Annotated in this window: 17 protein-coding genes and 1 pseudogene; 6 read left to right on the top strand and 12 right to left on the bottom strand. The window is 59.9% G+C overall.

What is annotated here, in order from left to right:
- Nucleotides 1–25 precede the first annotated feature (25 nt).
- The 8 genes and pseudogenes from GE543_RS26340 to GE543_RS26375 form a co-directional block, all read right to left on the bottom strand.
- A complete protein-coding gene (locus GE543_RS26340) occupies nucleotides 26–1,639 on the bottom strand; it encodes an NAD(P)/FAD-dependent oxidoreductase (protein WP_153222716.1) in 1,614 nt (537 codons plus the stop codon).
- A 97-nt stretch (nucleotides 1,640–1,736) separates the two neighbouring features.
- Entirely contained in the window at nucleotides 1,737–2,417 is a 681-nt protein-coding gene (locus tag GE543_RS26345) for a COG3650 family protein (RefSeq protein ID WP_003412840.1), read from the bottom strand.
- 256 nt (nucleotides 2,418–2,673) lie between these two features.
- Nucleotides 2,674–3,375 carry an ABC transporter ATP-binding protein gene (locus GE543_RS26350; RefSeq protein ID WP_003314433.1) on the bottom strand — a complete coding sequence of 234 codons (702 nt, stop codon included), beginning with the start codon at nucleotides 3,373–3,375 and terminating at the stop codon, nucleotides 2,674–2,676.
- Nucleotides 3,376–4,143 (bottom strand): high-affinity branched-chain amino acid ABC transporter ATP-binding protein LivG, encoded by a 768-nt coding sequence (gene livG, locus GE543_RS26355; protein ID WP_003314434.1) that lies wholly within the window; start codon nucleotides 4,141–4,143, stop codon nucleotides 3,376–3,378.
- Nucleotides 4,140–5,405 carry a high-affinity branched-chain amino acid ABC transporter permease LivM gene (locus GE543_RS26360; protein WP_003412838.1) on the bottom strand — a complete coding sequence of 422 codons (1,266 nt, stop codon included), beginning with the start codon at nucleotides 5,403–5,405 and terminating at the stop codon, nucleotides 4,140–4,142. Before GE543_RS26360 ends, livG begins: the two co-directional genes overlap by 4 nt.
- Nucleotides 5,402–6,325 (bottom strand): high-affinity branched-chain amino acid ABC transporter permease LivH, encoded by a 924-nt coding sequence (gene livH / locus GE543_RS26365; protein WP_003314436.1) that lies wholly within the window; start codon nucleotides 6,323–6,325, stop codon nucleotides 5,402–5,404. Before livH ends, GE543_RS26360 begins: the two co-directional genes overlap by 4 nt.
- 227 nt (nucleotides 6,326–6,552) lie before the next feature.
- Complete coding sequence (locus GE543_RS26370) at nucleotides 6,553–7,677, bottom strand: branched-chain amino acid ABC transporter substrate-binding protein (RefSeq protein WP_153222724.1); 1,125 nt, start codon at nucleotides 7,675–7,677, stop codon at nucleotides 6,553–6,555.
- Nucleotides 7,678–7,752: 75 nt separating this feature from the next.
- A pseudogene (locus GE543_RS26375) lies at nucleotides 7,753–8,004 on the bottom strand (hypothetical protein); the annotation flags it as partial.
- Between GE543_RS26375 and GE543_RS26380 the strand changes: the two are divergent.
- Nucleotides 8,003–8,308, top strand: coding sequence for a DUF2288 domain-containing protein (locus GE543_RS26380; protein ID WP_153222717.1), 306 nt, complete (start codon nucleotides 8,003–8,005; stop codon nucleotides 8,306–8,308). The pseudogene GE543_RS26375 and the gene GE543_RS26380 overlap by 2 nt on opposite strands.
- A gap of 150 nt (nucleotides 8,309–8,458) precedes the next feature.
- Here the strand turns inward: GE543_RS26380 and GE543_RS26385 are convergent, their stop codons facing one another.
- Complete coding sequence (locus tag GE543_RS26385) at nucleotides 8,459–10,750, bottom strand: bifunctional diguanylate cyclase/phosphodiesterase (RefSeq protein WP_153222718.1); 2,292 nt, start codon at nucleotides 10,748–10,750, stop codon at nucleotides 8,459–8,461.
- Between the two features lie 350 nt (nucleotides 10,751–11,100).
- Complete coding sequence (gene rapA, locus GE543_RS26395; RefSeq protein WP_153222719.1) at nucleotides 11,101–13,947, bottom strand: RNA polymerase-associated protein RapA; 2,847 nt, start codon at nucleotides 13,945–13,947, stop codon at nucleotides 11,101–11,103.
- Between the two features lie 232 nt (nucleotides 13,948–14,179).
- Here rapA and GE543_RS26400 point away from each other — a divergent pair, with 232 nt between their 5' ends.
- Both GE543_RS26400 and GE543_RS26405 read left to right on the top strand, forming a co-directional pair.
- Nucleotides 14,180–14,521 carry an aspartate-semialdehyde dehydrogenase gene (locus GE543_RS26400; RefSeq protein ID WP_153222725.1) on the top strand — a complete coding sequence of 114 codons (342 nt, stop codon included), beginning with the start codon at nucleotides 14,180–14,182 and terminating at the stop codon, nucleotides 14,519–14,521.
- Nucleotides 14,522–14,621: 100 nt separating this feature from the next.
- A complete protein-coding gene (locus tag GE543_RS26405) occupies nucleotides 14,622–14,780 on the top strand; it encodes a hypothetical protein (RefSeq protein WP_011268687.1) in 159 nt (52 codons plus the stop codon).
- A gap of 218 nt (nucleotides 14,781–14,998) precedes the next feature.
- Here the strand turns inward: GE543_RS26405 and GE543_RS26410 are convergent, their stop codons facing one another.
- Together GE543_RS26410 and GE543_RS26415 are read right to left on the bottom strand one after the other, a co-directional pair.
- Nucleotides 14,999–16,624, bottom strand: a complete 1,626-nt coding sequence (locus GE543_RS26410; RefSeq protein WP_153222720.1) for a type III helper protein HopAK1 — start codon at nucleotides 16,622–16,624, stop codon at nucleotides 14,999–15,001.
- Nucleotides 16,625–16,794: 170 nt separating this feature from the next.
- Nucleotides 16,795–17,265, bottom strand: coding sequence for a MaoC family dehydratase (locus tag GE543_RS26415; RefSeq protein WP_003314447.1), 471 nt, complete (start codon nucleotides 17,263–17,265; stop codon nucleotides 16,795–16,797).
- A 368-nt stretch (nucleotides 17,266–17,633) separates the two neighbouring features.
- On the opposite strand from GE543_RS26415, the gene fadD2 reads away from it, so the two are divergent.
- The 3 genes from fadD2 to hrpA all read left to right on the top strand — a co-directional run bounded on the left by fadD2 (nucleotide 17,634) and on the right by hrpA (nucleotide 25,703).
- Nucleotides 17,634–19,322: a long-chain-fatty-acid--CoA ligase FadD2 gene (gene fadD2 / locus GE543_RS26425; protein ID WP_153222721.1), complete on the top strand. Its 1,689-nt coding sequence runs from the start codon at nucleotides 17,634–17,636 to the stop codon at nucleotides 19,320–19,322.
- A 354-nt stretch (nucleotides 19,323–19,676) separates the two neighbouring features.
- Nucleotides 19,677–21,368 carry a long-chain-fatty-acid--CoA ligase FadD1 gene (fadD1, locus tag GE543_RS26435; RefSeq protein ID WP_003418434.1) on the top strand — a complete coding sequence of 564 codons (1,692 nt, stop codon included), beginning with the start codon at nucleotides 19,677–19,679 and terminating at the stop codon, nucleotides 21,366–21,368.
- A gap of 423 nt (nucleotides 21,369–21,791) precedes the next feature.
- Nucleotides 21,792–25,703 carry an ATP-dependent RNA helicase HrpA gene (hrpA, locus tag GE543_RS26440; RefSeq protein WP_153222726.1) on the top strand — a complete coding sequence of 1,304 codons (3,912 nt, stop codon included), beginning with the start codon at nucleotides 21,792–21,794 and terminating at the stop codon, nucleotides 25,701–25,703.
- Nucleotides 25,704–25,790 lie beyond the last annotated feature (87 nt).

The following is a 25,790-nucleotide window of genomic DNA, read 5'->3' on the forward strand; positions in this document are numbered from 1 at the left end:
ATGTATAACGATAGTCAGACCGGGGTCAGCCCTCGATCCCCAGCATGTCGCGCACCAGCGCTTCGGCCACCCGAATGCCGTCTACGCCAGCCGAGAGAATCCCGCCCGCATAGCCAGCGCCTTCACCGGCCGGGTAAAGGCCTTTGGTGTTCAGGCTTTGCAGAGTCGGCCCGCGGGTAATGCGCAGCGGTGCCGAGGTGCGGGTTTCGATGCCGGTCAGCACAGCGTCGTGCAGCGAGAAGCCTTTGATCTGCTTGTCGAACGCAGGCAACGCTTCACGAATGGCTTCGATGGCAAAGGCGGGCAGGGCCTCGGCAAGGTCCACCAGCTTCACACCCGGCTTGTAGGACGGTTCAACGCTGCCCAGAGCGGTCGAGGCCCGGCCTGCAATGAAGTCGCCGACCAGTTGCGCAGGCGCTTCGTAGCTGCTGCCGCCGAGCAGATAGGCGTGGGATTCCAGACGCTCCTGCAGCTCGATACCGGCCAGCGGGCTGCCAGGGTAGTCCTGTTCCGGCGAGATACCGACCACGATGCCCGAGTTGGCATTGCGTTCGTTGCGTGAGTATTGGCTCATGCCGTTGGTGACCACTCGGCCTGGCTCTGACGTGGCTGCCACGACCGTGCCGCCAGGGCACATGCAGAAGCTGTAGACCGAGCGGCCGTTGCTGGCGTGGTGCACCAGCTTGTAATCGGCTGCGCCGAGCTTCGGGTGATCGGCGTACTTGCCCAGTCGCGCGCGGTCGATCAACGATTGCGGGTGTTCGATGCGGAAGCCCACCGAGAACGGCTTGGCTTCCATGAACACGCCACGGCCGTGCAGCATGCGGAAGGTGTCACGGGCACTGTGGCCCAGCGCCAGAATCACGTGCCGGGACTCGATCTGTTCGCCGCTGTCCAGTTGCACACCCAGCAATTGGCCGTCCTCGATCATCACGTCGGTCACGCGCTGCTGAAAGCGCACTTCGCCGCCCAGCGCTTCGATCTGATGGCGCATGTTCTCGACCACGCCCGTCAGGCGGAACGTGCCGATATGCGGCTTGCTGACATAGAGGATTTCATCCGGCGCGCCGGCCTTCACGAACTCGTGCAGCACCTTGCGGCCGATGAATTTCGGGTCCTTGATCTGGCTGTAAAGCTTGCCGTCGGAAAAGGTCCCGGCACCGCCCTCGCCAAATTGCACGTTGGACTCGGCGTTGAGGACGTTTTTGCGCCACAGCGCCCAGGTGTCCTTGGTGCGCTGGCGAACTTCGGTGCCGCGCTCAAGGATGATCGGCTTGAAGCCCATCTGCGCGAGCAGCAGGCCGGCAAAGATACCGCAGGGGCCGAAACCCACAACGATCGGGCGCTCTGTCAGCCCCTCTGGAGCGTGACCGACGACTTTGTAGCTGACATCAGGTGCCGGGCCGACATGGCGGTCATTGGCCAGCTTGCGCAGCAGTGCTTCTTCATCCTTGACCTGGAAGTCGATGGTGTAGATGAAGCACAGCTCGGAAGACTTTTTGCGCGCGTCGTAGCTGCGCTTGAAGAGGGTAAAATCCAGCAGTTCGCCGCTGTCGATACCCAGGTGCTTCAAGAGCGCAACGCGCAGGTCTTCTTCCGGATGATCGATCGGCAGCTTGAGTTCGGTGATTCGTAACATTAAGGGGTCCAGTTTTCGGGCCGCAGGTTCAGCCCGACAGCACTACAAGAACCGGCGATTATAAGCGCTGAACCCCTTTGGCGGCGAGCCTGGGCGATCAGTCGTCGCGTGAACCGCCGTAATAACCGCAGCCACGCTGGGCCTGGCCGTTGATGCGCAGCTCTGCGGTGAGGTGTTGCACCGAGCCGTCGACGCTGTCGACGCAGCGCTGTGGCGCGACCCAGATCTCGATGCGCTGGTTGTTGGCTTCGCTGCTGACGCTGAAACTGCCGTCCGGCAGCTTCTCTTCCACGTAGGGCAGCGCCAGTGGCGCAACGCCCTCGCGCTCCAGAACCATGCCCTTGCCGCTGACATTGACGTTCCAGGCGGGCTTGTTGCCATTGACGTGCAATGTCAGGCGTTTGAAATTGAGGTCTTCACAGGCCTGACCGGGGCGTTCGACGCGGTACAGCTGATGCAGGTCCAGCTGACCGTCACTGTTGGCCGCCTTGCTTGCGGCAAAGCTGCCGCGCAGATCGGCAAACACCGTGCCCTTGCTGTCTGCCAGCGAGGCCGCTTCCTGCAGAATGCCGGTGTTGCCGCGATCCTTGACCACGTAGCGACGCTGCTCGTTACACGGCTTGAACAGCAACTGGCCGTTTTCCCCGGTCAGGTCGCCCTGCATACGGAGCATGCCCGCGGTGGAAACCTTCGGTTCCTCGGCCTGTTTACCGAGCAACTGACACCCGGCAAACAGCGGTAGAAGAGCAAATACGAGGACGGAACGGGCAGCGAACATGATGTGGTCTCCAGACAAGTGCCGCCACGTTACTCAGACTGGAGGTGCATCACAAGGGTCGGGATGCTTATCGCGCGAGCAGTGGCTTTGACTATCGTTCAGGTTTGGCTCTGACCATAGGGGCGATCTTGTTCGCGAAGGGGCCGTTTTGTTCGACGAAAATACATCGTTTAAACGAACGTCTTCGCGAACAAGCGAAGCGTCGCCCGATTCGCGCCTGCAAAACCGTTTCGGCCTCTCGGGACGTTATGTGAGCTTAGCCGCCCAGATACGCGTCCCGTACTTTCGGATCGACCAGCAGTTCTTCACCTGTGCCTTGCATGACCACGCGGCCGTTTTCCAGTACGTAGGCACGGTCGGCGACTTTCAGGGCCTGGTTGGCGTTCTGTTCGACCAGAAACACCGTCACGCCATCGCGGCGCAGCTGTTCGACGATCTCGAAAATCTGCTGGATGATGATCGGCGCCAGACCCAGCGAAGGTTCGTCCAGCAACAGCAGCTTGGGCTTGCTCATCAGTGCACGGCCAATGGCCAGCATCTGCTGTTCGCCGCCGGACATGGTGCCGCCGCGCTGATTGAAGCGTTCCTTGAGGCGGGGAAAGAGGTGCAGAACCTTGTCCATCTGTTCCTGATAATCCTCTTTTTCCGTGAAGAAGCCGCCCATCGCCAGATTCTCTTCAACGGTCAGACGCGCAAACACCCGACGGCCTTCCGGCACCACGGCAATGCTCTTGCGCATGATGATCGACGACTCCAGCCCGACCAGTTCCTCGCCCATGTAGCGAATACTGCCGCTTTGGGCGCGCGGCGAGCCGCACAGGGTCATCAGCAGGGTGGACTTGCCCGCGCCGTTGGCGCCGATCAGGGTGACAATTTCACCCTGGCGTACTTCCACGTTGACGCTGTGCAGCGCCTGGATCTTGCCGTAGAAGGTGGAAACGTTTTCGAACTGCAGCATTTACGCTTCCCCCAGGTAGGCTTTGATCACATCGGGATTGTCACGAATCTGTTCCGGCGTGCCATCGGCCAGAGGCGTGCCCTGATTGATCACCACGATGTGGTCGGAAATGCTCATCACCAGTTTCATGTCGTGCTCGATCAACAGGACCGTCGCGTTGTGCTCGCTGCGCAACACGCCGATCAGTGCTTTCAGATCATCGGTTTCTCTGGGGTTCAGACCCGCTGCCGGTTCGTCGAGCATCAGAATGCGCGGACGCGTCATCATGCAGCGGGCGATTTCCAGGCGGCGTTGCTGACCGTAGGCCAGCGTCCCGGCAGGGCGGTTGGCGAATTCCCGTAGGTTGACCGCCTCAAGCCAGTGCTCGGCGTAGTCCATGGCTTCACGTTCGCTGCGGCGGAACGCGGGCGTCTTGAACAGGCCGGACAGGAAGTTGGTGTTCAAATGCCGGTGCTGGGCAACCAGCAGGTTCTCCACCGCGGTCATTTCCTTGAACAGGCGCACGTTCTGGAACGTACGCACCACGCCCTTGCGCGCGATCTGGTGGCCAGCCAGGCCCTGGATCGGCTCACCGTCGAGCAGAATCGTGCCCGCGCTCGGCCGGTAGAAACCGGTCAGGCAGTTGAAAACTGTCGTCTTGCCGGCGCCATTGGGGCCGATCATCGACACGACCTGCCCCTGATTGACGGTCAGGGCAACGCCATTGACCGCCAGCAGGCCGCCAAAACGCATGCTCAAGCCAGTGGCTTGCAGTAATGGGCGGCTCATTTCGGCAGCTCCGCTTTCAATTTCATTTCGGGGCGCTGCATCGGCAGGAAGCCTTGTGGACGCCAGATCATCATCAGCACCATCAGCGCGCCGAACATCAGCATGCGGTAGTCACTGAACTCACGCATCAGCTCAGGCAACAGGATCATCACGATGGCTGCCAGGATCACACCCAGTTGCGAGCCCATGCCACCCAGCACCACGATGGCCAGGATGATTGCCGACTCGATGAAAGTGAACGATTCCGGAGTGATCAGACCCTGACGTGCAGCAAAGAAGCTGCCCGCGAAGCCTGCGAATGCAGCGCCAAGGGTGAAGGCCGAGAGCTTGATTACGGTCGGGTTCAGACCCAGTGCGCGGCAGGCGATTTCGTCTTCGCGCAGGGCTTCCCAGGCCCGGCCGATCGGCATGCGCAGCAGGCGATTGATGACGAACAACGCCGCCAGTGCCAGCAGCAGGGCGATCAGGTAGAGGAAGATGACCTTGTTGATCGAGTTGTACGGCAGGCCGAAGAACTCGTGGAAGGTCTGCATGCCCTCAGCGGCCTTGCGCTCGAAGGTCAGACCGAAGAGGGTCGGCTTTTCGATGTTGCTGATGCCGTTCGGACCGCCAGTGATATCGGTCAGGTTACGCAGGAAGATGCGGATGATCTCGCCGAACCCCAGCGTCACGATGGCCAGATAGTCGCCGCGCAGACGCAACACCGGAAAGCCCAGCAGGAATCCGAACAGCGCCGCCATCAACCCCGCGATCGGCAGGCAGATCCAGAAACCGAGCCCGTAATAGTGCGACAGCAGGGCATAGCTGTAGGCGCCGACCGCATAGAAACCGACATAGCCCAGGTCAAGCAGACCTGCCAGGCCGACCACGATGTTCAGGCCGAGGCCGAGCATCACGTAGATCAGGATCAGCGTGGCAATGTCCACCGCACCGCGCGACCCGAAGAATGGCCAGATGAAGGCCAGCACGATGAGCGCCGCGAGGCCCCAGCGCTGGGTTTTCGGCTGGGTCAGGAAGTCGCTGGTCTTTTGCGGGATCAGCGGTTTGTCGGAGCCGCGACGCAGGCCGCTGATCTGCTCGGCAAACAATACGCGCAGAAACAGCAGGACCGAACACACGGCAATGATGGTCAGGGTCAGCGGGCTGGCGTTCTGCACTTGCAGGGTGACGCCGGAAAAGGCCAGTTTCAGGCCGAACACCGGGTAGGCCACAGCCCAGACCAGTGCGGCGCTGAACAGCGCCTGTTTGAAAGACTTGCTCATACTTTCTCAACCTCCGGACGACCCAGAATGCCGGTCGGTCGGAACAGCAGCACCAGGACCAGCAGGCCGAAAGCCACGACGTCCTTGTACTGATCACCAAAAATATCGGCACCGAAGGCTTCGGCGACGCCCAGCACCAGGCCACCGAGCACGGCGCCCGGGATCGAACCGATACCGCCCAGTACCGCAGCCGTGAAGGCTTTCAGGCCGACGAGGAAACCGGCGTTGGGGTTGATCACGCCGTATTGCATGCTCAGCAGCATGGCGGCGACGGCGGCCAGTGCAGCACCGACCACGAAGGTCAGGGCGATGATGTTGTTGGTGTTGATCCCGAGCAGATTGGCCATCTTCATGTCCTCGGCGCAGGCGCGGCAGGCGCGACCCATTCGCGAGCGGGAGATGAACAGGGTCAGACCGGTCATGGCCACCAGGGTGACGACGAACACCACGATCTGCATGTAGGAAATCAGCACTTCCTCTGCGCCACCGGGCCCGAACGAGAGGCTGCCGGGCAGCAGGTTGGGGATGGCGAAGTTGCCGGAGCCCTGGGAAAGCTGGACCGAGTTCTGCAGAAAGATCGACATGCCGATGGCAGAAATCAGTGGAATCAGACGGTTGCTGTTGCGCAACGGACGGTAGGCTACGCGCTCGATGCTGTATCCGTAGGCACTGGTCACGATGATCGCAGCGGCAAAACCGGCAATCATCAGCAACGGCAGGCTGTGAATCCCCAGCATCGCCAGACCGGCGAGTGCCATGAAAGCTACATAGGAACCGATCATGTACACCTCGCCATGGGCGAAGTTGATCATTCCGATGATGCCGTACACCATCGTGTAACCGATGGCGATCAATGCATACGTACTGCCAATGGTCAGGCCATTGACCAGCTGCTGCATGTAGTGGAATAACTCGGGCATTTACCGCGCTCCTAAAAACCTGATCTGCATTTCTCTGACCTGCGCCGGGGTGGCATTCTGTCGATGCGTAGCCTGTTGCGCTGCCAAGGAACCGCTATTGACGGTTTTAAGATTTTCAGGGGGCCTCGTGCATGCCGTTCGGGTCGCCGAAACGTGCGTACGGGCCTGGATTCGTAAAACAAAGCCCACTGCGCTGGCAGTGGGCTTTGAGGGTTGACGCAAGCAGCTTATTTGGCGGCTTCGGTCTTGGGTTTGCCGAAGTGCCACTCGTAGACCACGAACTGGAAGTTCTTCAGGTCACCTTTTTCGTCGTAGCTCAGCTCGCCCATTGGCGTCTTGAAGGTACCGGCATGAATGGCAGCAGCCACCTTGGTGGTGTCTTCGGACTTGGCGGCCGCGATGCCGTCAGCAATGACCTGCACGGCGGAGTAGGACGGGTACACGAAAGGGCCGCTCGGGTCCTGGCTCTTGGCCTTGAAGGCTTCGGTCAGTGCCTTGTTGGCCGGGTCCTGGTCGAAGGATTTTGGCAGGGTGACCAGCAGGCCTTCGGAAGCTTCGCCAGCAATTTGCGAGATCGACTCGTTGCCGACGCCTTCAGGGCCCATGAACTTGGCGTTCAAGCCTTTTTCCTTGGACTGTCGCAGGATCTGGCCCAGTTCAGGGTGGTAGCCGCCGTAGTAGACGAAGTCGACGTTGGCCTGCTTGAGTTTTTGGATCAGCGAGGAGAAGTCCTTGTCGCCAGCGTTGATGCCTTCGAACAGTGCAACCTTGACGCCTTTTTTCTCCAGCGTCTGCTTGACGGCTGTCGCGATACCTTCGCCGTACTGCTGCTTGTCGTGGATGACTGCAACGATTTTCGGCTTGGCGACGTCGGCAATGTAGTTGCCAGCGGCCGGACCTTGGGCGCTGTCGAGACCGATGGTGCGGAACACCAGTTTGTAGCCGCGCGCGGTGATTTCCGGGCTGGTGGCAGCCGGGGTCACCATGATGATGCCTTCGTCTTCGTAAACGTCGGAGGCTGGCTGAGCGGAGCTGGAGCAGAGGTGGCCGACCACGTATTTCACGCCGTCATTGACCACTTTGTTGGCGACCGCAACGGCCTGTTTCGGATCGCAGGCGTCATCGTATTCGACGGCTTCAAGCTTTTTGCCATCCACGCCGCCTTTGGCGTTGATCTGCTCGATGGCCATCTTGGCGCCATTGAACTGCATGGTGCCGTATTCGGCGACAGGGCCGGTCTTGGGGCCGGCGATGCCGATCTTGATGGTGTCAGCTGCGAACGAATGGCTGGCAACCCCCGCCATAACCAGTGCGGCAAACAGCCTTGAAAGCTTATTGGTACCCTTAGTCATGATGCTCCACTCTTGCGTTGTAGTTTTTATAATCCTGATGGCCAAGGCTCCAGGACCGATTCGATCACCGGTTGTCCCACGCCGCCAACTGTACCGGAACAGTTTAGAGCGCGGTTCGCTGGCTTGGAAAGCCGGGCGTCTGGGGACAAACCTGTGGGTGTCGCTTAATCGAAAGAAAGTTACAGAATCGAACCGCTTGAGCGTCTGAAATCACTTCAGATCCATAAGGTTATCTGCACTTCCCTGCGATAAATCGCCTGCTTCTGGGCTTGCCGGTGGGAAAGTCAGCGCTATCATTGCGCCGATTTTCTTTTTGGTGAAACCCATGACGCAAGAACCTAGCACCCTCTATGCCAAACTGCTTGGCGAAACCGCCTCAATTACCTGGACTGAATTGCAACCATTCTTTGCCAAGGGTGCCCTGTTGTGGGTCGAGTTGCCTCTGGATTTGATCGAAGTCGCCGAGGCAGTGGCCGAAAATGATGCAGCCAGGGTGTCTGCATGGCTGGCTGAGGGGCGGGTTGGCAAGGTGTCTGAAACCAAGGCGCTTGGGCTGGTGGAGACAGATCCGCTGCTCTGGGCTGTGGTAGTGGCACCTTGGGTTTTGATTCAAAACAGGGCGCAGGACTGATTTGCGCACCAGTCAGGTGCCTTACGGCTTTCCGGAGTGAGTTGGAAGGTAACTCTTCGGCAGCCCGCGTAGCGTAAAACCACACCGTGGAGGTCTCGGTTTTCGCGGGCTGCACTGTTTCTTTCGACGATGGCGCCGTGCGCTGCGCCTTCAGGTACGAACAGGTCTGGGGCTGGCGAAATCGTCATTCTCAGACAGTTCGGCAAACACATCCGGAATGTCCGGTGTTTCGCTGTCCGGCTCCTGGCTGTGCTGTTGTGGCAGGGCAGACCAGCGGGTCGTGGGTTCGCGCTGGTTCATCTGTCTGGCAAGGGGCAGGATGCGCTCCAGCGGCTGGGGCCTGCTGAACAGATAACCTTGTACGTAATCACTGCCAAACTGCCTGAGAAACTCCAGCTGATCCTGGGTTTCGACGCCTTCGGTCACGACTTTCAAGCGCAGCGTATGCGCCATGACGAGGATTGCCTGAACGATTTCCATGTCCTGCGGGGACTGGGGGATGTCGATAATGAACGAACGGTCGATCTTTAGCGTATCCAGTGGCAGCCGCTTGAGATAGGCGAGCGACGAGTAACCCGTGCCGAAGTCGTCGATCGACAGGGAAACACCCAGGCTGCGAATGTGCTTGAGCATCAGGATGGTGTTGCTGATGTTGCCCATCAAGGCATTTTCGGTCACCTCCAGTTCCAGCCGTCCAGGCGCTGCGTCGGCATCGGCCAGCGCCCGCTCAACCTCCTCGACCAGTTCGTTGCGGCCCAGCGTCAGCGCTGAGCAGTTGACGGAGATGATCAGCTGTTCCAGCCCTTCCTGATGCAAAGTGCGCAGGTCGTGACAGGCGCGGCGCAGCACCCAGTTGTCCAGTTCGGCAATCAGGCCGTTGGCCTCGGCAATGCCGATGAAGCGTGCTGGTACCAGCAGGCCGTGGTGCGGGTGATTCCAGCGTACCAGCGCCTCGAGCTTGGCAACGTGGCCGGTGCGCATGTCGACGATAGGCTGGTAATACACCTGCAGCCCCGTGCCCTCGCGCAGGGCATTGCGCAGCTCTTCTTCCAGTTGCAGCTCCAGACTGGCCTTGGTCTTGAGCGCCGGGTTGAAGAAGTTGACGCCGTTGCGCCCTTTGTCCTTTGACTGGTAAAGCGCGAGGTCCGCGTGCTTGAGCAGCTCATCGCAGGTCGAGCCGTCACGCGGGAACACGGCAATGCCGATACTGGTGGTCATGACCATGCGCCTGCCTGCCAGCGCGATGGTCTCCTTCATTTTGTGCATGACCCGATGAGCCAGATGCCGTGCCTCTTCGTAGTCCGGAATGCTCAGCAGAATGCAGAATTCGTCGCCGCCGAAACGGGCTACCACGTCCTGGGCGCGGGTAGCACTGCGGATGCGCTCGGCGATCACCTTGAGCAGCTCGTCACCCGCATCATGGCCCAGGCTGTCGTTGATGCGCTTGAAGTGGTCGATGTCGAGGAACATCACTGCGAGCATGCCTTTGGTGTAGGTGTGCTCCTGCAGCTTCTCGGCGAAGATCTGATTGAAACCGCGGCGGTTGATCAGATTGGTCAGCGGGTCGTAATGCGCAACCTGCTGAAGCGAGACGCGTGCCTGATCCAGCTGGGTAAGCAGTGCATTGACCCGCTGCAGATCATGCTCCTTGCCTTGCAGTTTCTTGTCGGCCATTGCCGCGCTGATGCTGCCGGCGATGATCAGCAGGGCGATGGCCGCGATGGTAAGCCCCAGCTGTAGGCTGTTTTCGGTGGTGGGGCCGTGCAGTTCAGTGCCTTCGGGTACCACCAGCCGCAGCGCCTTCATGCCCATCAGGTGCATGGTCAACAGGCCTGCGCCCAGCAGAAGGCTGACCGCGTAACGGAACATCTGATGAAACATGCCGCTGTACTGACGCAAGTGCCGGGACAGGGTCAGGAGCGCAATGCTGGAAAGGACCGCCACCACAATCGACAGGGCAAACATCCGCGGCTCGTAGTACTGCGTGGCAGTGGAGCGCATGGCCGACATGCCCAGGTAGTGCATGACACTGATGCCGATCCCCATTACCACCGCGCTGATCAGGCAGCGCCTCAAGGTCAGCTCGGGGATAGTCAGTGCTCGCATGGCCACCAATGCGGTGATCAATACGATCAGCAGGGAAGTCAGCGTGATGGAGAGGTCATAGGCGATTTTGAGCGGTGCCTGGAAGGCCAGCATGCTGATGAAGTGCATCGCCCATACGCCACCGGCCAGGCATAGCGCGCCCAGCGCTTTCCAGAGGCGACGGCTTTTGAGGGCGTCGACCTGGATGACACGGTCCGCAATGTCCAGCGTGGCAAAGCACGCAGCACAGGCCACGCCGTAAGCCAGCGCGACCAGAAACAGGTTGTGACTACAGTCGATCAACAATTGCACGTCCGCTGGTGGGTCAGCGAATACGTTCAAACCCAGCCAATCCATAGCTTGCCCTATTCTCACTGCAAGGGCGCCAGGGCTGAAAGCCTGGCGTTGTAAGCTGAGTATAGAAGCTGTTTACAACCTGCCAATACACGAGGTGCCAATTTGGCATCAAAGTGATGGCTGGCGTGTTCAGGCTCCATGATTGGGAGGACGCAGAGCGTCCGGAAAGGCATGCCCACGCGGAGCATGGGCACGATAGGGGGGGTTGCGGATATCTAGGCGCTACGGGACACATCGTTCCTCACGCTCCAGCGTGGGAACGCCTTTCATGACGCTCTGCGTCATAGCCTGAGCAGGAGCGCCATGCCCATGCGGCGCATGGGCGTGGCAGGTGGGTGTGTAACCGGTCTTCAGCCTGCGACCAGTACCCGGATGGCTTCCAGACGCAGGGCCGCTTTTTCAAGCATGGCCAGCCCCTGTTCACGTTGCGCGCGCAGAGCTACCAGTTCACTGTCGCGCACGGTCGGATTGACCGCTTGCAATGCCGTCAGGCGGGCCAGCTCTTCTTCGGTGTCGGCTGCCAGGCGGCGCTGGGCTTCGGCGACGCGCTCTGCGTGTTTCGGCGTGATTTTCTCTTCGCCCGCGTTGATCCTCGGGGTCAGTTGGTCGCGTTGTGCCTGGATAAACTTGTTGGCGCTGGCACGGGGCACACTTTCGAGCTGATCATTGAGCGTGTTGAACGACACACGGCTGGCCAGATCGTTGCCATTCGGGTCGAGCAGGCAGCGCAGCGCGGCAGGCGGCAGATAACGTCCCAGTTGCAGCGAGCGCGGCGCAACCACCTCGCTGACGTAGATCAGTTCCAGCAGAACGGTGCCAGGCTTGAGCGCCTTGTTCTTGATCAGCGCCACGGCGGTGTTGCCCATCGAACCGGACAGCACCAGATCCATGCCGCCTTGCACCATCGGGTGCTCCCAGGTGATGAACTGCATGTCCTCGCGGGACAGCGCCTGATTGCGGTCGTAGGTAATGGTCACGCCTTCGTCGTCGCCCAGCGGGAAGCTGGCGTCGAGCATCTTTTCACTCGGCTTGAGGATCAGGGCGTTTTCCGAATGGTCCTCGCTGTCGATGCCAAACGCGTCGAACAGGGTTTCCATGTAGATCGGCAGGCTGAACTGATCGTCCTGATCGAGGATCGCTTCGACCAGCGCTTCGCCTTCGCCAGCACCGCCGGAATTGAGTTCCAGCAAACGGTCGCGACCGGTATGCAGTTCGCTTTCCAGGCGCTCGCGTTCGCTGCGGGCTTCATCGATCAGGGTTTGCCACTCGTCGTCGTCACCGCTTTCCAGCAGCGGCAGCAGGCGCGGGCCGAACTGATGCTGCAGGGCGTTGCCGGTCGGGCAGATATTGAGGAACGCGTTGAGCGCTTCGTGATACCACTGGAACAGACGGGCCTGCGGACTGGTTTCCAGGAACGGGACGTGCAGCTCGATGGTGTGCTTCTGGCCGATCCGGTCCAGACGCCCGATACGCTGCTCCAGCAAGTCCGGGTGCGACGGCAGATCGAACAGGACCAGATGGTGGGAGAACTGGAAGTTGCGGCCTTCGCTGCCGATTTCCGAACAGATCAGCACCTGGGCGCCGAACTCTTCGTCTGCAAAGTAGGCCGCTGCACGGTCGCGCTCGAGAATGTTCATGCCTTCGTGGAACACCGTCGCGGGGATGCCGGAGCGCACACGCAGCGCGTCTTCCAGGTCCATGGCGGTTTCGGCGTGGGCACAGATGACCAGCACCTTGACGCGTTTGAGCATTTTCAGGGTATCGATCAGCCAGTCGACGCGTGGATCGAAGCGCCACCAGCGCTCTTCTTCACTGACTTCCGATTGCGACTGGAAGCTGACTTCCGGGTAAAGATCGGCGTGCTCGCCGACCGGCAATTCGAGGTATTCGACGGGGCAGGGCAGCGGGTATTGATGCAGCTTGCGCTCCGGGAAGCCCTGCACCGCGGCGCGGGTGTTGCGGAACAGCACGCGGCCGGTGCCGTGACGGTCGAGCAGTTCGCGAATCAGGCGCGATTTGGCTTCTTCGTCGCCGGTATTCACTGCGGCCAGCAGCGAATCGCCTTCGGCACCCAGGAAGCCGTGAATGGTCTCCTGCGCTGCTGCGGACAGCTTGCCCTTGTCGAGCAACTCCTGAACGGCCTGGGCCACCGGGCGATAGTTCTCGCTCTCGGCGCGGAAGGCCTTGAGGTCGTGGAAACGGTTTGGGTCCAGCAGGCGCAGACGGGCAAAGTGGCTGTCCTGGCCTAGTTGTTCCGGCGTCGCGGTCAGCAGCAGTACGCCGGCAATGACTTCGGCCAGTTGTTCGACCAGCGAATATTCGCGGCTGGCCTTGTCTTCGTGCCAGACCAGGTGGTGCGCTTCGTCAACCACCATCAGGTCCCAGCCTGCCGCAAACAGGGCGTCCTGGGCTTTTTCGTCTTCGACCAGCCATTCCAGGGCAACCAGCGCAAGCTGGGTATCTTCGAACGGGTTGCCGGCATCGCTTTCCATGAAACGCTCGGCGTCGAACAGCGCAACCTGCAGGTTGAAGCGGCGACGCATTTCCACCAGCCACTGGTGCTGGAGGTTTTCCGGGACCAGGATCAGTACGCGGTTGGCGCGGCCCGACAGCAGTTGGCGATGGATCACCAGACCAGCTTCGATGGTTTTACCCAGGCCCACTTCGTCGGCCAGCAGAACGCGTGGCGCGATACGGTCCGCGACTTCGCGAGCGATGTGCAACTGGTGGGCGATAGGCTGTGCCCGCACGCCACCCAGGCCCCAGAGCGAGGACTGCAATTGACGGCTGGTGTGCTCGAGCGTGTTGTAGCGCAGCGAAAACCATGACAGCTGGTCGATCTGGCCGGCGAACAGACGATCGGTCGCCAGACGGAACTGGATGAAGTTAGACAACTGGGTTTCCGGCAGCGTGACCACTTCGTTTTGCGCGTTCAGGCCGTGGTAGACAAGCAGGCCATCGACATCGTCGACTTCGCGAACGGTCATTTTCCAGTTTTCGAAGTGCGTGATCACGTCGCCAGGGGAGAAGCGCACGCGGGTCAGCGGCGCGTTACGCAGTGCGTACTGACGTGTTTCGCCAGTGGCCGGATAGAGCACGGTCAACAAGCGGCCGTCCTGTGCCAGAACGGTGCCCAAACCCAGCTCGGCTTCGCTGTCACTAATCCAGCGTTGCCCCGGTTGATACTGCTGCGCCATGCTGCCTGTCTCCCGCTTGAAAAAGCTGAGTATGTTAACGGAACGCGCCCCGAAGGCCAAAGGCAGCGTGAAAAAACTCATGGTCAGCGCCGGAACCTATCGAATTTTTGGTTCCATGACACTTATTTCACTGAGAGGGGTCAAAAAAGATCTTATAAACCACCACTGGCTATTCAGCCCGGTTCAAGTTGCCTCGTGCACGGCCGAAACCCCGGTAAGAGGAGATAAAACCATGCTGCAACCTATGCTTCCGTTAAGTGTGGTACCTGTGACATCACAGCTGGATCCGGCCAAACGCATGCCGGACATCCCACCTGTAGCGCCGGTGCAGCAGAGCTCCAGCGAGACCTCCATCGACCTGCACAATGAAGATACTGAGCGCAGCGCGTTGCTGTTGCGTGAAGAGCAACAGCGCCAGCAGCAACAGCAGCAGGCTCCTGGCGGCGGAGAAGCCGAGGAATACGTGGGGCTGGTGGTCCCGGGTGATTCGCTGAACGCCGACAATACCGTACCCGTCGTACCGCTCATCGACGACGAGCCGCGCCAGGGGCTTTGGGTGGATATTCAGATCTGATCGCTGCACCGCCCATGTCTGTACGGGTCACGGGACTGGTCAGGGCTGCTGCGATTGAGCATTATTGGCCCTGATTTCCCGTGTTCGAGAACCGCAAGCCATGAGCGACGATGCACAACTGATCGACCTGGGCGCCGAGCGCGCCAAGCGTATCCACGATCTGAATGACAAGCGCCTCAATGAAGTACGCAATGCCTTCGAGCAGGCCATGCCGCTGGGCAAGCAGAAAAAGTCCGGCAAAAAGCCTAAAAAGCGCTGATCCCGCCGTCACACCCTTGATCTGATCAGTCTGGTTTTACAACAGCTGATCTGGATCAACTCGCCCTTATGCACGCTGCCTTAATCTTGTTCCATCGGATGCGCTGTAGGCGGACACTCGCCTGACTGCATTCAATGAGCACGCAAGGCACTTGGGGCGACTTCGGTCGCCCTTTTTTTCGTCTGTATGCCACGCCCTGTATCGAGCGTCGGGCGTTATCAGTTCACGGTGTTGGCGCCGGCATGGGCCAGGTCATAGGCTCTGGCGGCTTCGGCGGTCTTGATGTCGCGCTGATAGCTCGGCGTCCAGGCGGTCACCGGTGACTTCTGGGTGAAGCTGACATTGCTGCCGATGTCCTTGAAGTGCGCATCGCCATAGTCATCCAGTACGCCGGAGTTGCTGGCCTTGTTGGAAACATCCACGCCTTTTGCGAAATAGTTGGCCTGCGAAAGGATCGTCGCATCCCCCGTCGCGGTGAAGCCGAGGTGGAAGTCGTCGATCGAGTTGTTGAACACATCAAATTGCCCGTGACGCATCAGGCCAGGTGCCCGAACATCAAGGTTGCTGAACACGTTGTTGGCGATGGTCATGCGCGGGTAGCCCTTGTACTCGGCCTTGGCTTGAGCGGAGTCGTCCGGCTGACCGAGAATCACGCCATATTCGTTGTTCTGGAATTTCGAGTTGGTCAGGCTGACGTTGTCTGCCGTCCCGCCGACATAGAGCAGCTTGTCCAGACCTTTGGCGTTCTGATCCTTGGTGCCTGAATAGGTATTGTGGTCGATCCAGTATTTCTGACCGCTGCTGATGAACATCTGCATGTCGCCGTTTTCGCGATAGCGGCTGTCGTGGTGGAAGTTCAGGTTCTGGAAGATGTCATTGCTGGCGGTCTTGCCGCTGGCCAGGTAGATGTTGTGCAGACTGTTACCCTTGTCGGTGCCGAGCAGGGTCTTGTTGGCGCCAAAGTTGATGGTCACCTTGCTGTCGGCAGACAGGTTGGCCCCCAGTTTGACGGTACGGGCTTTGTCGTCCTCCATGTACTTCTTGAGGTCCGCCACGGTATTGACCGTGACGACTTCGCCACCGTTACCGCCGGTGGTGTTGGCCTCTTTGGCGAAACCCACGATGCCGGACATGTCCGCACCCTGGCCATGCGCCGCCGGGGTCGCGGTTTTTGCTGCTTTAACCGGGTTATCGGTTTTGGCGGTGGTGTCCGTCGAAGTTTTCGGCAACGCAGGATCATGGACCACTGCCGGGTTTAGCGCATCGGGTCTGGCGGGTGTCTTGTCTGGGGTGGCACTGCTTGGCTCGGCCGTCCGGGGTGCTGTTTGTGACGGCGCAGCGGGCGTCGGCTCTGTATTTTTTTGCAGTGATACAGGTTGTTCTGAAGGGTGATCGCTCTGCACCACAAAGGGTTTTTCTGCGTTGCCCTGAGGTGTTGAAGGCGTCGACGAGGAAGGGGAAGAGGGCGATTGAGCGAGCGTCGGCGTCTGTTCGCTTTGAGGCTGTGCAGGCCCAGAGCCGTTGTGTAGATTGCCTTCCAGCAGCGAGAGCAGGTTGTTGAGGATGTTGCGGATCGCTTGCACAAGTTTGTTCAGTACTTGCTCACCGTTGCCCCCCATCGCGTTTGAAGACGTGCTCGTGTCAGTCGGCTGGACTCTGGAGCCTAGTGTATTCAGCGAGGAGTGCGGGCCATTGGCCTGCTGTGTCAGGCCGAAGTCGATCAGGTTGCTATTGTGGCCCGGCTTGATGCCTTGGCCTTGAGGCTGCAGTTGATCGGTCTGTGCCGGGGCATCCTGCGCAGAAACCCCGGAAACGGGGTAATAGTTTCTGTTGATCGTATTCATGGCTGATTTCCCCGCCTGTGAAATGAACAATTCGTGACCCGGATAGGGAGCGCTACTGGTTCCCTGAGTGGAAAGCGCAGGAAAGCAGTTCCGGTTGCATCATGAATTTTTTGTTCAGGCCACTGGCGAGTCTGGCGTGCGCGCTGCGTGGCACACGCCTGTGCGCGGTATCAGCCGAAAGTGATCTCGGGCAATACGGTCAGGTCGACGGTCTGCTGCTTGCGCGGTGCGAGAATCTCGGCTTCGCCGTCTACAACCAGCTCATCGTTCTGATTGAAAACGCGGGTGGCGATGCGCACGCGGAACTTCGGCAGTTTTTCCAGGATTTCCAGGCGCACAGTCAGGGTATCGCCCAGTTTTACCGGCTTGAGGAAGGTCATCTGCTGACCGATATAAATGGTGCCGGGGCCAGGCAACTCGCAGGCAACCGCCGCACTGATCAGTGCGCCGCTGAACATGCCGTGGGCAATACGCTCCTTGAACATGGTCTTGGAGGCGTATTCGGCGTCCAGGTGGACCGGGTTGTGGTCTCCGGACATGGCGGCGAACAGTTGAATGTCACGCTCTTCCACTGTCTTGCTGTAGCTGGCGGTCTGACCGACTTCAAGGGCTTCGTAAGGCGTGTTGGTGACTTGAGTCATGTGGCTGTCCTGACAATAAAAATGAATTGAAGCGCGCCGGTTCGTGCAATCCGACCTGGCCTTGATTTGTAACACTTGATGACCTGTCGCCGCCAATGCGCGGACAAGATCATTCAGACGCTTGCTGGCGCTCCCCGGATCACATTCAAGGCAAATAATAAGCAAACGTCGTGTGAATACGGCTACTGCGCTATCGGGCAAGTATCTTTACCAGCCCGATTGCCGTGAGCAGTGTATCGCCGACGACAGATTTCAGTCTGAACAGAGACAAGATTCATGCTGCTGATGAGGCCCGGACGATTATTTGCCTGAGGCACTTTAACTGCTAACGTCCGCCCAGACCTATGCAGGGAAAAAGGATAAAAATAATGCAAGCTGACTTCTGGGATGACAAGCGTCCGGCGGGTGTCGACGCCGAGGTGGATCTGCAGACCTACCAATCGGTCGTCGAGGTGTTCGAGCGCTGCTGCAGGAAATTCGCCGACCGGCCTGCGTTCAGCAACATGGGCGTGACGCTGACCTACGCGGAGCTCGAGCGTCACTCCGCCGCCTTCGCCGCGTATTTGCAGCAGCACACGCAACTGGTGCCGGGTGACCGCATTGCCGTACAGATGCCCAATATCCTGCAGTACCCGATCGCCGTATTCGGTGCGATGCGTGCCGGTCTGACGGTGGTCAACACCAATCCGTTGTACACCGCGCGCGAGATGCGCCATCAATTCAAGGACTCCGGTGCCCGGGCGCTGGTCTACCTCAATCTGTTCGGCAAGCTGGTGCAGGAAGTGCTGCCGGACACGGCCATCGAATACCTGATCGAAGTGAAAATGGGCGACATGCAATCGGCTGCCAAGGGCTGGCTGGTCAATACCATTGTCGACAAGGTCAAGAAGATGGTCCCTGAATTCCATCTGCCTCAGGCCGTCGGCTTCAAGCGAACGCTGCGCCTGGGGCGCGACAGCCGCATGCAGGCCGTACCGCGAGGTCTGCAGGATGTTGCCGTTCTGCAGTACACCGGTGGCACCACGGGGCTGGCCAAGGGCGCGATGCTCACCCATGGCAATCTGGTCGCCAACATGCAACAGGTCTACGCCTGCATGCGCCAGCAAGGGCCGCAAGGCGGATCGCTGTTTGAAGAAGGCAAAGAGGTGATGATTGCGCCGCTGCCGCTTTATCACATCTACGCGTTCACGGCGAATTGCATGTGCATGATGATCAGCGGCAATCACAACATTCTGATCACCAACCCTCGCGATATCGGCGGCTTCATCAAGGAACTGGGCAAGTGGAAGTTCACTGCCATGATCGGCCTCAACACACTGTTCGTTGCGCTCATGAACCATCCGGAATTCAAGAATCTGGATTTCTCCGCGCTGAAAAGCACCAACTCCGGCGGCACTGCACTGGTCAAGGCCACGGCCGAGCGCTGGGCGCAGATCACCGGCTGCACGATTGTCGAAGGTTACGGCCTGACCGAAACATCGCCTGTTGCCAGTGCCAATCCCTACGGCACTCTGGCGCGCCTGGGAACCGTGGGCATTCCCGTGCCCGGCACCGCGATGAAAGTCATCGATGACAATGGCATCGAGTTGCCTTTCGGCGAGCGTGGCGAACTGTGCATCAAGGGGCCGCAGGTCATGAAAGGCTACTGGAACCAGCCTGATGCCACAGCCGAATGCCTGGACGCCGAAGGCTGGTTCAAGACCGGTGACATTGCCGTGATTGGCGCTGACGGGTTCGTCAGTATCGTCGACCGCAAGAAAGACCTGATCATCGTGTCCGGTTTCAACGTCTATCCCAACGAAATCGAAGACGTGGTCATGGCTCATCCTAAAGTCGCCAACTGCGCCTGTATTGGCGTGCCGGACGAGCGCTCGGGGGAGGCCGTGAAGCTGTTCGTGGTGGCGCGAGACCCGGGGCTGAGCATTGAAGAGCTCAATGCCTTCTGCAAAGAGAATTTCACCGGCTACAAGGTGCCCAGGCAAATTGTTTTGCGTGATTCATTGCCGATGACTCCGGTGGGCAAGATTCTGCGCCGCGAGCTTCGGGACATCGCCTGACCCTTTAATCGTCTCCATCTGTGTACCTGACCCCGTTTGCAGAGTGCTGCAAGCGGGGTCGATTTTTTTCGGAAAAAGGCGATTATGCTGAGGGGCCGCTCTGGTCCGGTGCTTTTGAGGTGTTGATGAAGTTTTATTAAGTGTATTTAAAGTGACCATTTGTTATTTTTTAGTCTCATTAGTGACTGTGCGGCCTTCTTCTGCCTCTAGTCGACCTTTGGCAAAGCTGCTACTCTCGGCGCGCTTTTTGATCAGTCATAAAGCGGAAAAAGCGTCTACTGCATAATTCCAAGCACAAGAAAATCATCGCTTCAGGCGATGTGAAGAATTCGCTATCGCTACGGAGCCGACTGAATGATTGATAACTTCTGGAAGGACAAGTACCCGTCCGGTATCCCTGCCGATATCAACCCCGACGAGTACCCTAACGTCCAGGCGGTCCTGAAGCAGTCCTGCCAGCGCTTCGCCGACAAGCCGGCGTTCAGCAACCTGGGCAAGACCATCACCTACGGCGAACTGTATGAGTTGTCCGGCGCGTTTGCCGCCTGGATTCAGCAACATACCGACCTGCAGCCGGGTGACCGTATCGCCGTGCAGTTGCCCAACGTTTTGCAGTACCCGATTGCCGTTTTTGGTGCGATTCGCGCCGGGCTGATCGTGGTCAACACCAACCCGCTGTACACCGCGCGGGAAATGGAACACCAGTTCAACGACTCCGGTGCCAAGGCGCTGGTGTGTCTGGCAAACATGGCCCACCTGGCCGAGAAGGTCGTACCCAAGACGCAGATCAGGCAGGTGATTGTCACCGAAGTGGCCGATATGCTGTCACCGTTCAAGCGCTTGCTGATCAACAGCGTCATCAAGTACGTGAAGAAAATGGTCCCGGCCTACCACTTGCCCAAGGCCGTCAAATTCAACGATGTGCTTGGCAAGGGCCGTGGTCAGCCGGTGACCGAGGTGTCGCCTGGCAGCGCCGATGTTGCCGTGCTGCAGTACACCGGCGGCACCACCGGTGTGGCCAAGGGGGCAATGCTCACGCACCGCAACCTGATCGCCAACATGCTGCAATGCCGCGCGCTGATGGCGTCCAATCTGGACGAAGGCTGTGAGATCATCATCACGCCGCTGCCGCTGTATCACATCTATGCCTTCACCTTTCATTGCATGGCGATGATGCTGCTTGGCAATCACAACATCCTGATCAGCAACCCGCGTGACCTGCCGGCCATGGTCAAGGAACTGTCGAAATGGAAGTTCAGCGGCTTTGTCGGCCTTAACACGCTGTTCGTGGCCCTGTGCAATAGCGAAGGCTTCCGCAACCTCGATTTCTCGGCATTGAAAGTCACCTTGTCCGGCGGCATGGCCTTGCAGCAGGCTGCTGCCGAGCGCTGGAAGCAGGTGACGGGCTGCCAGGTCTGCGAAGGCTACGGCATGACCGAGACCAGTCCGGTAGCCACGGTCAATCCCTCTCAGCACGTGCAGATGGGCAGCATCGGTATTCCGGTGCCGTCGACCCTGTGCAAGGTCATCGACGATGCGGGCAACGAGCTGGCATTTGGTGAAACCGGCGAGCTGTGCATCAAGGGGCCGCAGGTCATGAAAGGCTACTGGCAGCGCCAGGAAGCGACCGACGAAATGATCGACAGCGAAGGCTGGCTGAAGACCGGCGACATCGCGATCATCCAGCCTGATGGTTACATCCGGATTGTCGATCGCAAGAAAGACATGATCCTGATCTCCGGTTTCAACGTGTACCCCAACGAACTGGAAGACGTCCTGGCGACACTTCCCGGCGTGCTTCAATGCGCGGCGATCGGCGTCCCGGACGAGAAGTCGGGCGAGACCATCAAGGTCTTCGTGGTGGCCAAACCGGGCGTGACCCTGACCAAGGAACAGGTCATGGCGCACATGCGCGCCAACCTGACCGGCTACAAAGTGCCGCGCAGCGTCGAATTCCGCGACGTGCTGCCAACCACCAACGTCGGCAAGATCCTCCGTCGCGAGCTGCGTGATGAAGAATTGAAGAAACTGGGTGTGAAGAAGTAAGGGCAGGCCAGACCCCGGATTGACGTTCATTTCCACGCCAGGCACATCGTCACGAGAGTGTTCTCCCGGACACCTCTCGTTCCTCACGCTCCGCGTGGGAATGCCTTTCGTGACGCTCTGCGTCACACGCTAAAGCGCTGACGCCTGCTTCGGGCTGTACCAGATGCCGGCACCACTAAAGCCAGAGTTTCGTTTATGCGCGCGGTCTCGCCAGACTGAAGATTTGTGACGCAGAGCGTCACGAACTGCATGCCAACGCGGAGCATTGGCACGATAGGCAGTCAGATTTGTGCATGGATCTGAGCGCCAGGGGGAGTCCAGTGGATGATACTGCGTACTGCCCGAACCTCAGACCATCGTCACGACCCACCGCAATCTGCGACAATCCGCATCTGCCATTTGAAAAAAGACCCTGCGCGCCTGATGACCGACGAATCGCCCTCTATCGACCAACTTCTGAAAAACCTCGACCAAGCGATGATCAGCGAACGTCATCGTCTGCGCCGTCAGTTGCACGACCTGCGCAAAAAGCCCGACGAGGCGAAGCTGGCGCAGTGGGTTGCGCGCGTGCAGGCATCCTGTGCGCAGGTCACGGCGCGGCGTGAAAGTGTGCCCGCGATTCGTTATGACGATAACCTGCCCATCGCGGCCAAACGTGACGAGATCAAGGAGGCGCTGCTCAAGCACCAGGTGCTGATCATTGCCGGCGAGACCGGCTCCGGGAAGACCACCCAGTTGCCGAAGATCTGCCTGGAAATCGGTCGCGGTCAGCACGGTCTGATCGGTCATACCCAGCCGCGCCGGATCGCCGCCCGCAGCGTGGCCAGCCGGGTTGCCGAGGAAATCGGTACGCCGCTGGGTGCGCTGGTCGGCTATCAGGTGCGTTTCGAGGACCAGAGCGACAGCAATACCCTGATCAAGCTGATGACCGACGGTATTCTGCTGGCCGAAACCCAGCACGACCGCTTTCTTGAGCGCTATGACACGATCATTGTCGACGAAGCCCACGAACGCAGCCTGAACATCGATTTCCTGCTGGGTTATCTGAAAACCCTGCTGCCGCGTCGTCCGGACCTGAAGGTCATCATCACTTCCGCGACCATCGACCTGCAGCGCTTTTCCGAGCACTTCAACGATGCGCCGGTGATCGAAGTGTCCGGGCGTACCTTCCCCGTGGACGTCTGGTATCGCCCGCTGACCAGCGAGCAGGACGAAGACGGCAACAGCGTTGAAGAGGACCTGACCGTCGATCAGGCGATTCTGGCCACGCTGGACGAACTGGCGGCCTTCGAGCGCAGCGAGCGCAAGAGCCCGGGCGATGTGCTGGTGTTCCTGCCTGGCGAGCGCGAGATCCGCGATGCCGCCGAGGTGCTGCGCAAGGCGCAGCTCAGGCACACCGAGATTCTGCCGCTGTACGCGCGTCTCTCGCCGGCCGAGCAGCAGCGTATCTTTCAATCGCACCCTGGTCGTCGCGTCGTACTGGCGACCAACGTCGCTGAAACCTCGCTGACTGTGCCGGGCATCCGTTACGTGATCGACACCGGTACGGCGCGCATCAGTCGCTACAGCTATCGCGCCAAGGTCCAGCGCCTGCCGATCGAGGCGGTGTCGCAGGCCAGCGCCAATCAGCGCAAAGGCCGTTGCGGACGGGTCGAGCCCGGCCTGTGCGTGCGTCTGTACAGCGAAGAGGATTTCAACGGTCGGCCGGAGTTTACCGACCCCGAGATCCTGCGCACCAACCTGGCCGCAGTCATCCTGCAGATGCTGCACCTGCGCCTGGGCGAGATCACCGACTTCCCGTTCATCGAGCCGCCGGACGGCAAGGCGATCAGCGACGGTTTCAACCTGTTGCAGGAGCTCTCGGCGGTCAACCGCGAGAATCAGCTGACCCCGCTGGGCCGCCAACTGGCGCGTCTGCCGGTGGACCCGCGCATGGGCCGCATGCTGCTGGAAGCGGCGAAGCAGGGCAGCCTGCAGGAAGTGCTGATCGTCGCCAGCGCCATGTCGGTACAGGACGTGCGCGAGCGCCCGCCCGAGCGTCAGCAGGCTGCGGATCAGGCTCACGCGCAATGGAAGGACGCCGACTCGGACTTCGCCGGGATGGTCAATCTGTGGCGCGGCTTCGAAGAGCAGCGCCAGACCCTGACTGCCAGTCCGCTGCGTAACTGGTGCCGACGCAATTTCCTGAATTACCTGCGCCTGCGTGAATGGCGCGATTCCCATCGGCAATTGAGCCTGATCTGTCGCGACCTGCAACTGACGGTCAACAAGGAGCCGGCCGATTACCCGAAGTTTCACAAGGCCATTCTTTCCGGTCTGCTGAGTCAGATCGGGCAAAAGACCGACGAGGGCGATTACCTCGGCGCACGGCAGCGGCGCTTCTGGATTCACCCGTCCTCCGGATTGGGCAAGAAGCGTCCACAGTGGTTGATGACCGCCGAACTGGTGGAAACCACCAAACTGTACGCGCGCATGGTCGCCAAGATCGATTCGGACTGGATCGAGCCGCTGGCCGGCCACCTGATCAAGAAAAATCACTTCGAGCCACACTGGGAGAAGAAGCGCGGGCAGGTCGTGGCGTTCGAACAGATCACGCTGTTTGGCCTGATCGTGGTGGGCCGTCGCCCGGTGCATTTCGGGCCTATCGACCCGGTGGTTTCGCGCGAGCTGTTCATTCGTGAAGGCCTGGTGCGTGGCGATATCCTGTCGCGGGCCAAGTGCCTGAGCGCCAATACCCGCTTGCTGGAACAGCTCGACGAGCTGGAAGCCAAGGCTCGACGCCGCGATATTCTGGCTGACGAAGACACCCTGTACAGCTTCTATGAAGCGCGCATTCCGGCCGAGATTCATCAGACGGCCACCTTCGACAGCTGGTACAAGACCGAAAGCCAGAAGAATCCGCAGCTGCTGATCATGCGCGAAGAGGACGTACTGGCGCGCGAGGCCAGCGAAGTCACCGCCGCGCAGTATCCGGATACCTTGCGTCTGGGTGACCTGAGCCTGTCGCTGAGCTACCACTTTGAACCCAACCACCCGCGTGACGGCTTGACCTTGCGCGTTCCCGCGCCGTTGTTGCTGTCGCTGCCTGCCGAGCGCCTTGAGTGGCTGGTGCCGGGGTTGCTCGAGACCAAGTGCATCGCGCTGGTCCGCAACCTGCCCAAGGCGGTGCGCAAGAACTTCGTGCCGGTCCCGGATTTCATCAAGGCGGCGTTGCAGCGCATGACTTTCGGCGAAGGCTCGTTGCCTCAGGCGCTGGGCCGTGAACTGCTGCGGATGACCGGTGTACGGGTCAGCGACGAAGCCTGGGCCGAGGCGGCACAGCAGCTTGAAGGCCATCTGAAAATGAACCTGGAAATCGTCGATGGCAGCGGCAAGTTTCTCGGTGAGGGGCGTGATCTGGCCGAGCTGACCGCGCGCTTTGCCGAGGCGAGCCAGGCCGCGCTGGCCGTGCCGCAAACCGCAAAAAGCCAGCAGCCAGTACAGGCCAAGGCCTTTGCAGCGGTGGCGCAGAAAACCCAGCAGAACATCGCCGGGCTGTCGATGACAGTTTATCCGGCGCTGGTCGAAGAGGGCTGCGCGGTCAAGGAAGGTCGGTTCTCGACCCAGGCCGAGGCCGAGTATCAGCATCGCCGTGCCTTGCAGCGTTTGCTGTTGCAGCAGTTGGCCGAACCCGCCAAGTTTCTGCGCAACAAATTGCCGGGGCAGACCGAGCTGGCCTTGTTGCATCGCGAACTGGGGCGCATCGATGCGTTGATCGAAGACATCCTGCTGGCCAGCCTCGACAGTTGCGTGCTGGAAGGTGAAGCCGAGTTGCCGCGCGACGGTGCCGGCCTGCTGTCGCTGGCTGAGCGCAAGCGCGCCGACTGGACCGAGCATGCCGAGCGGCTCGCGAAGCTGACGCTGGAAATTCTCAAGCTGTGGCACGGTCTGCAAAAGCGCTTCAAAGGCAAGATCGACCTGTCCCAGGCGGTGGCGCTCAACGATATCAAGGCGCAACTGAGCAAGCTGGTGTACCCCGGATTCGTCCGCGAGACCCCGGCGGTATGGCTCAAGGAGCTGCCGCGTTATCTGAAGGCCATCGAGATGCGTCTGGAAAAACTGCCGTCTCAGGTGCAGAAGGACCGGGTGTGGAGCATCGAGCTGGCAGGTCTGTGGACGCAATACCAGGCACGCGCCGACAAGCACGCGCAAGAAGGCAAGCGCGACCCGGAACTGGCGCTGTACCGCTGGTGGATGGAGGAATACCGCGTTTCGCTGTTCGCCCAGCAACTGGGCACCAAAATGCCGGTGTCGGACAAACGGTTGAGCAAGCAGTGGAGTCAGGTGGAGAGCTGATCCGCTGCTTCCTGTCACGAAGTAAAAGGCGTCTATCGTGCCTATATTCATTGGCCCGATAGCGCCAAAACCGGGCTCTGTGGCACA

Source organism: Pseudomonas sp. SZ57 (assembly GCF_009495975.1).
In the GTDB taxonomy this organism is placed as follows: domain Bacteria; phylum Pseudomonadota; class Gammaproteobacteria; order Pseudomonadales; family Pseudomonadaceae; genus Aquipseudomonas; species Aquipseudomonas syringae.

Bases quoted from the DNA above. Each gene is read 5' to 3' on its own strand.
- GE543_RS26340 (WP_153222716.1), bottom strand. From the start codon at position 1,639: ATGTTACGAATCACCGAACTCAAGCTGCCGATCGATCATCCGGAAGAA.
- GE543_RS26345 (WP_003412840.1), bottom strand. From the start codon at position 2,417: ATGTTCGCTGCCCGTTCCGTCCTCGTATTTGCTCTTCTACCGCTGTTT.
- GE543_RS26350 (WP_003314433.1), bottom strand. From the start codon at position 3,375: ATGCTGCAGTTCGAAAACGTTTCCACCTTCTACGGCAAGATCCAGGCG.
- livG (WP_003314434.1), bottom strand. From the start codon at position 4,143: ATGAGCCGCCCATTACTGCAAGCCACTGGCTTGAGCATGCGTTTTGGC.
- GE543_RS26360 (WP_003412838.1), bottom strand. From the start codon at position 5,405: ATGAGCAAGTCTTTCAAACAGGCGCTGTTCAGCGCCGCACTGGTCTGG.
- livH (WP_003314436.1), bottom strand. From the start codon at position 6,325: ATGCCCGAGTTATTCCACTACATGCAGCAGCTGGTCAATGGCCTGACC.
- GE543_RS26370 (WP_153222724.1), bottom strand. From the start codon at position 7,677: ATGACTAAGGGTACCAATAAGCTTTCAAGGCTGTTTGCCGCACTGGTT.
- GE543_RS26380 (WP_153222717.1), top strand. From the start codon at position 8,003: ATGACGCAAGAACCTAGCACCCTCTATGCCAAACTGCTTGGCGAAACC.
- GE543_RS26385 (WP_153222718.1), bottom strand. From the start codon at position 10,750: ATGGATTGGCTGGGTTTGAACGTATTCGCTGACCCACCAGCGGACGTG.
- rapA (WP_153222719.1), bottom strand. From the start codon at position 13,947: ATGGCGCAGCAGTATCAACCGGGGCAACGCTGGATTAGTGACAGCGAA.
- GE543_RS26400 (WP_153222725.1), top strand. From the start codon at position 14,180: ATGCTGCAACCTATGCTTCCGTTAAGTGTGGTACCTGTGACATCACAG.
- GE543_RS26405 (WP_011268687.1), top strand. From the start codon at position 14,622: ATGAGCGACGATGCACAACTGATCGACCTGGGCGCCGAGCGCGCCAAG.
- GE543_RS26410 (WP_153222720.1), bottom strand. From the start codon at position 16,624: ATGAATACGATCAACAGAAACTATTACCCCGTTTCCGGGGTTTCTGCG.
- GE543_RS26415 (WP_003314447.1), bottom strand. From the start codon at position 17,265: ATGACTCAAGTCACCAACACGCCTTACGAAGCCCTTGAAGTCGGTCAG.
- fadD2 (WP_153222721.1), top strand. From the start codon at position 17,634: ATGCAAGCTGACTTCTGGGATGACAAGCGTCCGGCGGGTGTCGACGCC.
- fadD1 (WP_003418434.1), top strand. From the start codon at position 19,677: ATGATTGATAACTTCTGGAAGGACAAGTACCCGTCCGGTATCCCTGCC.
- hrpA (WP_153222726.1), top strand. From the start codon at position 21,792: ATGACCGACGAATCGCCCTCTATCGACCAACTTCTGAAAAACCTCGAC.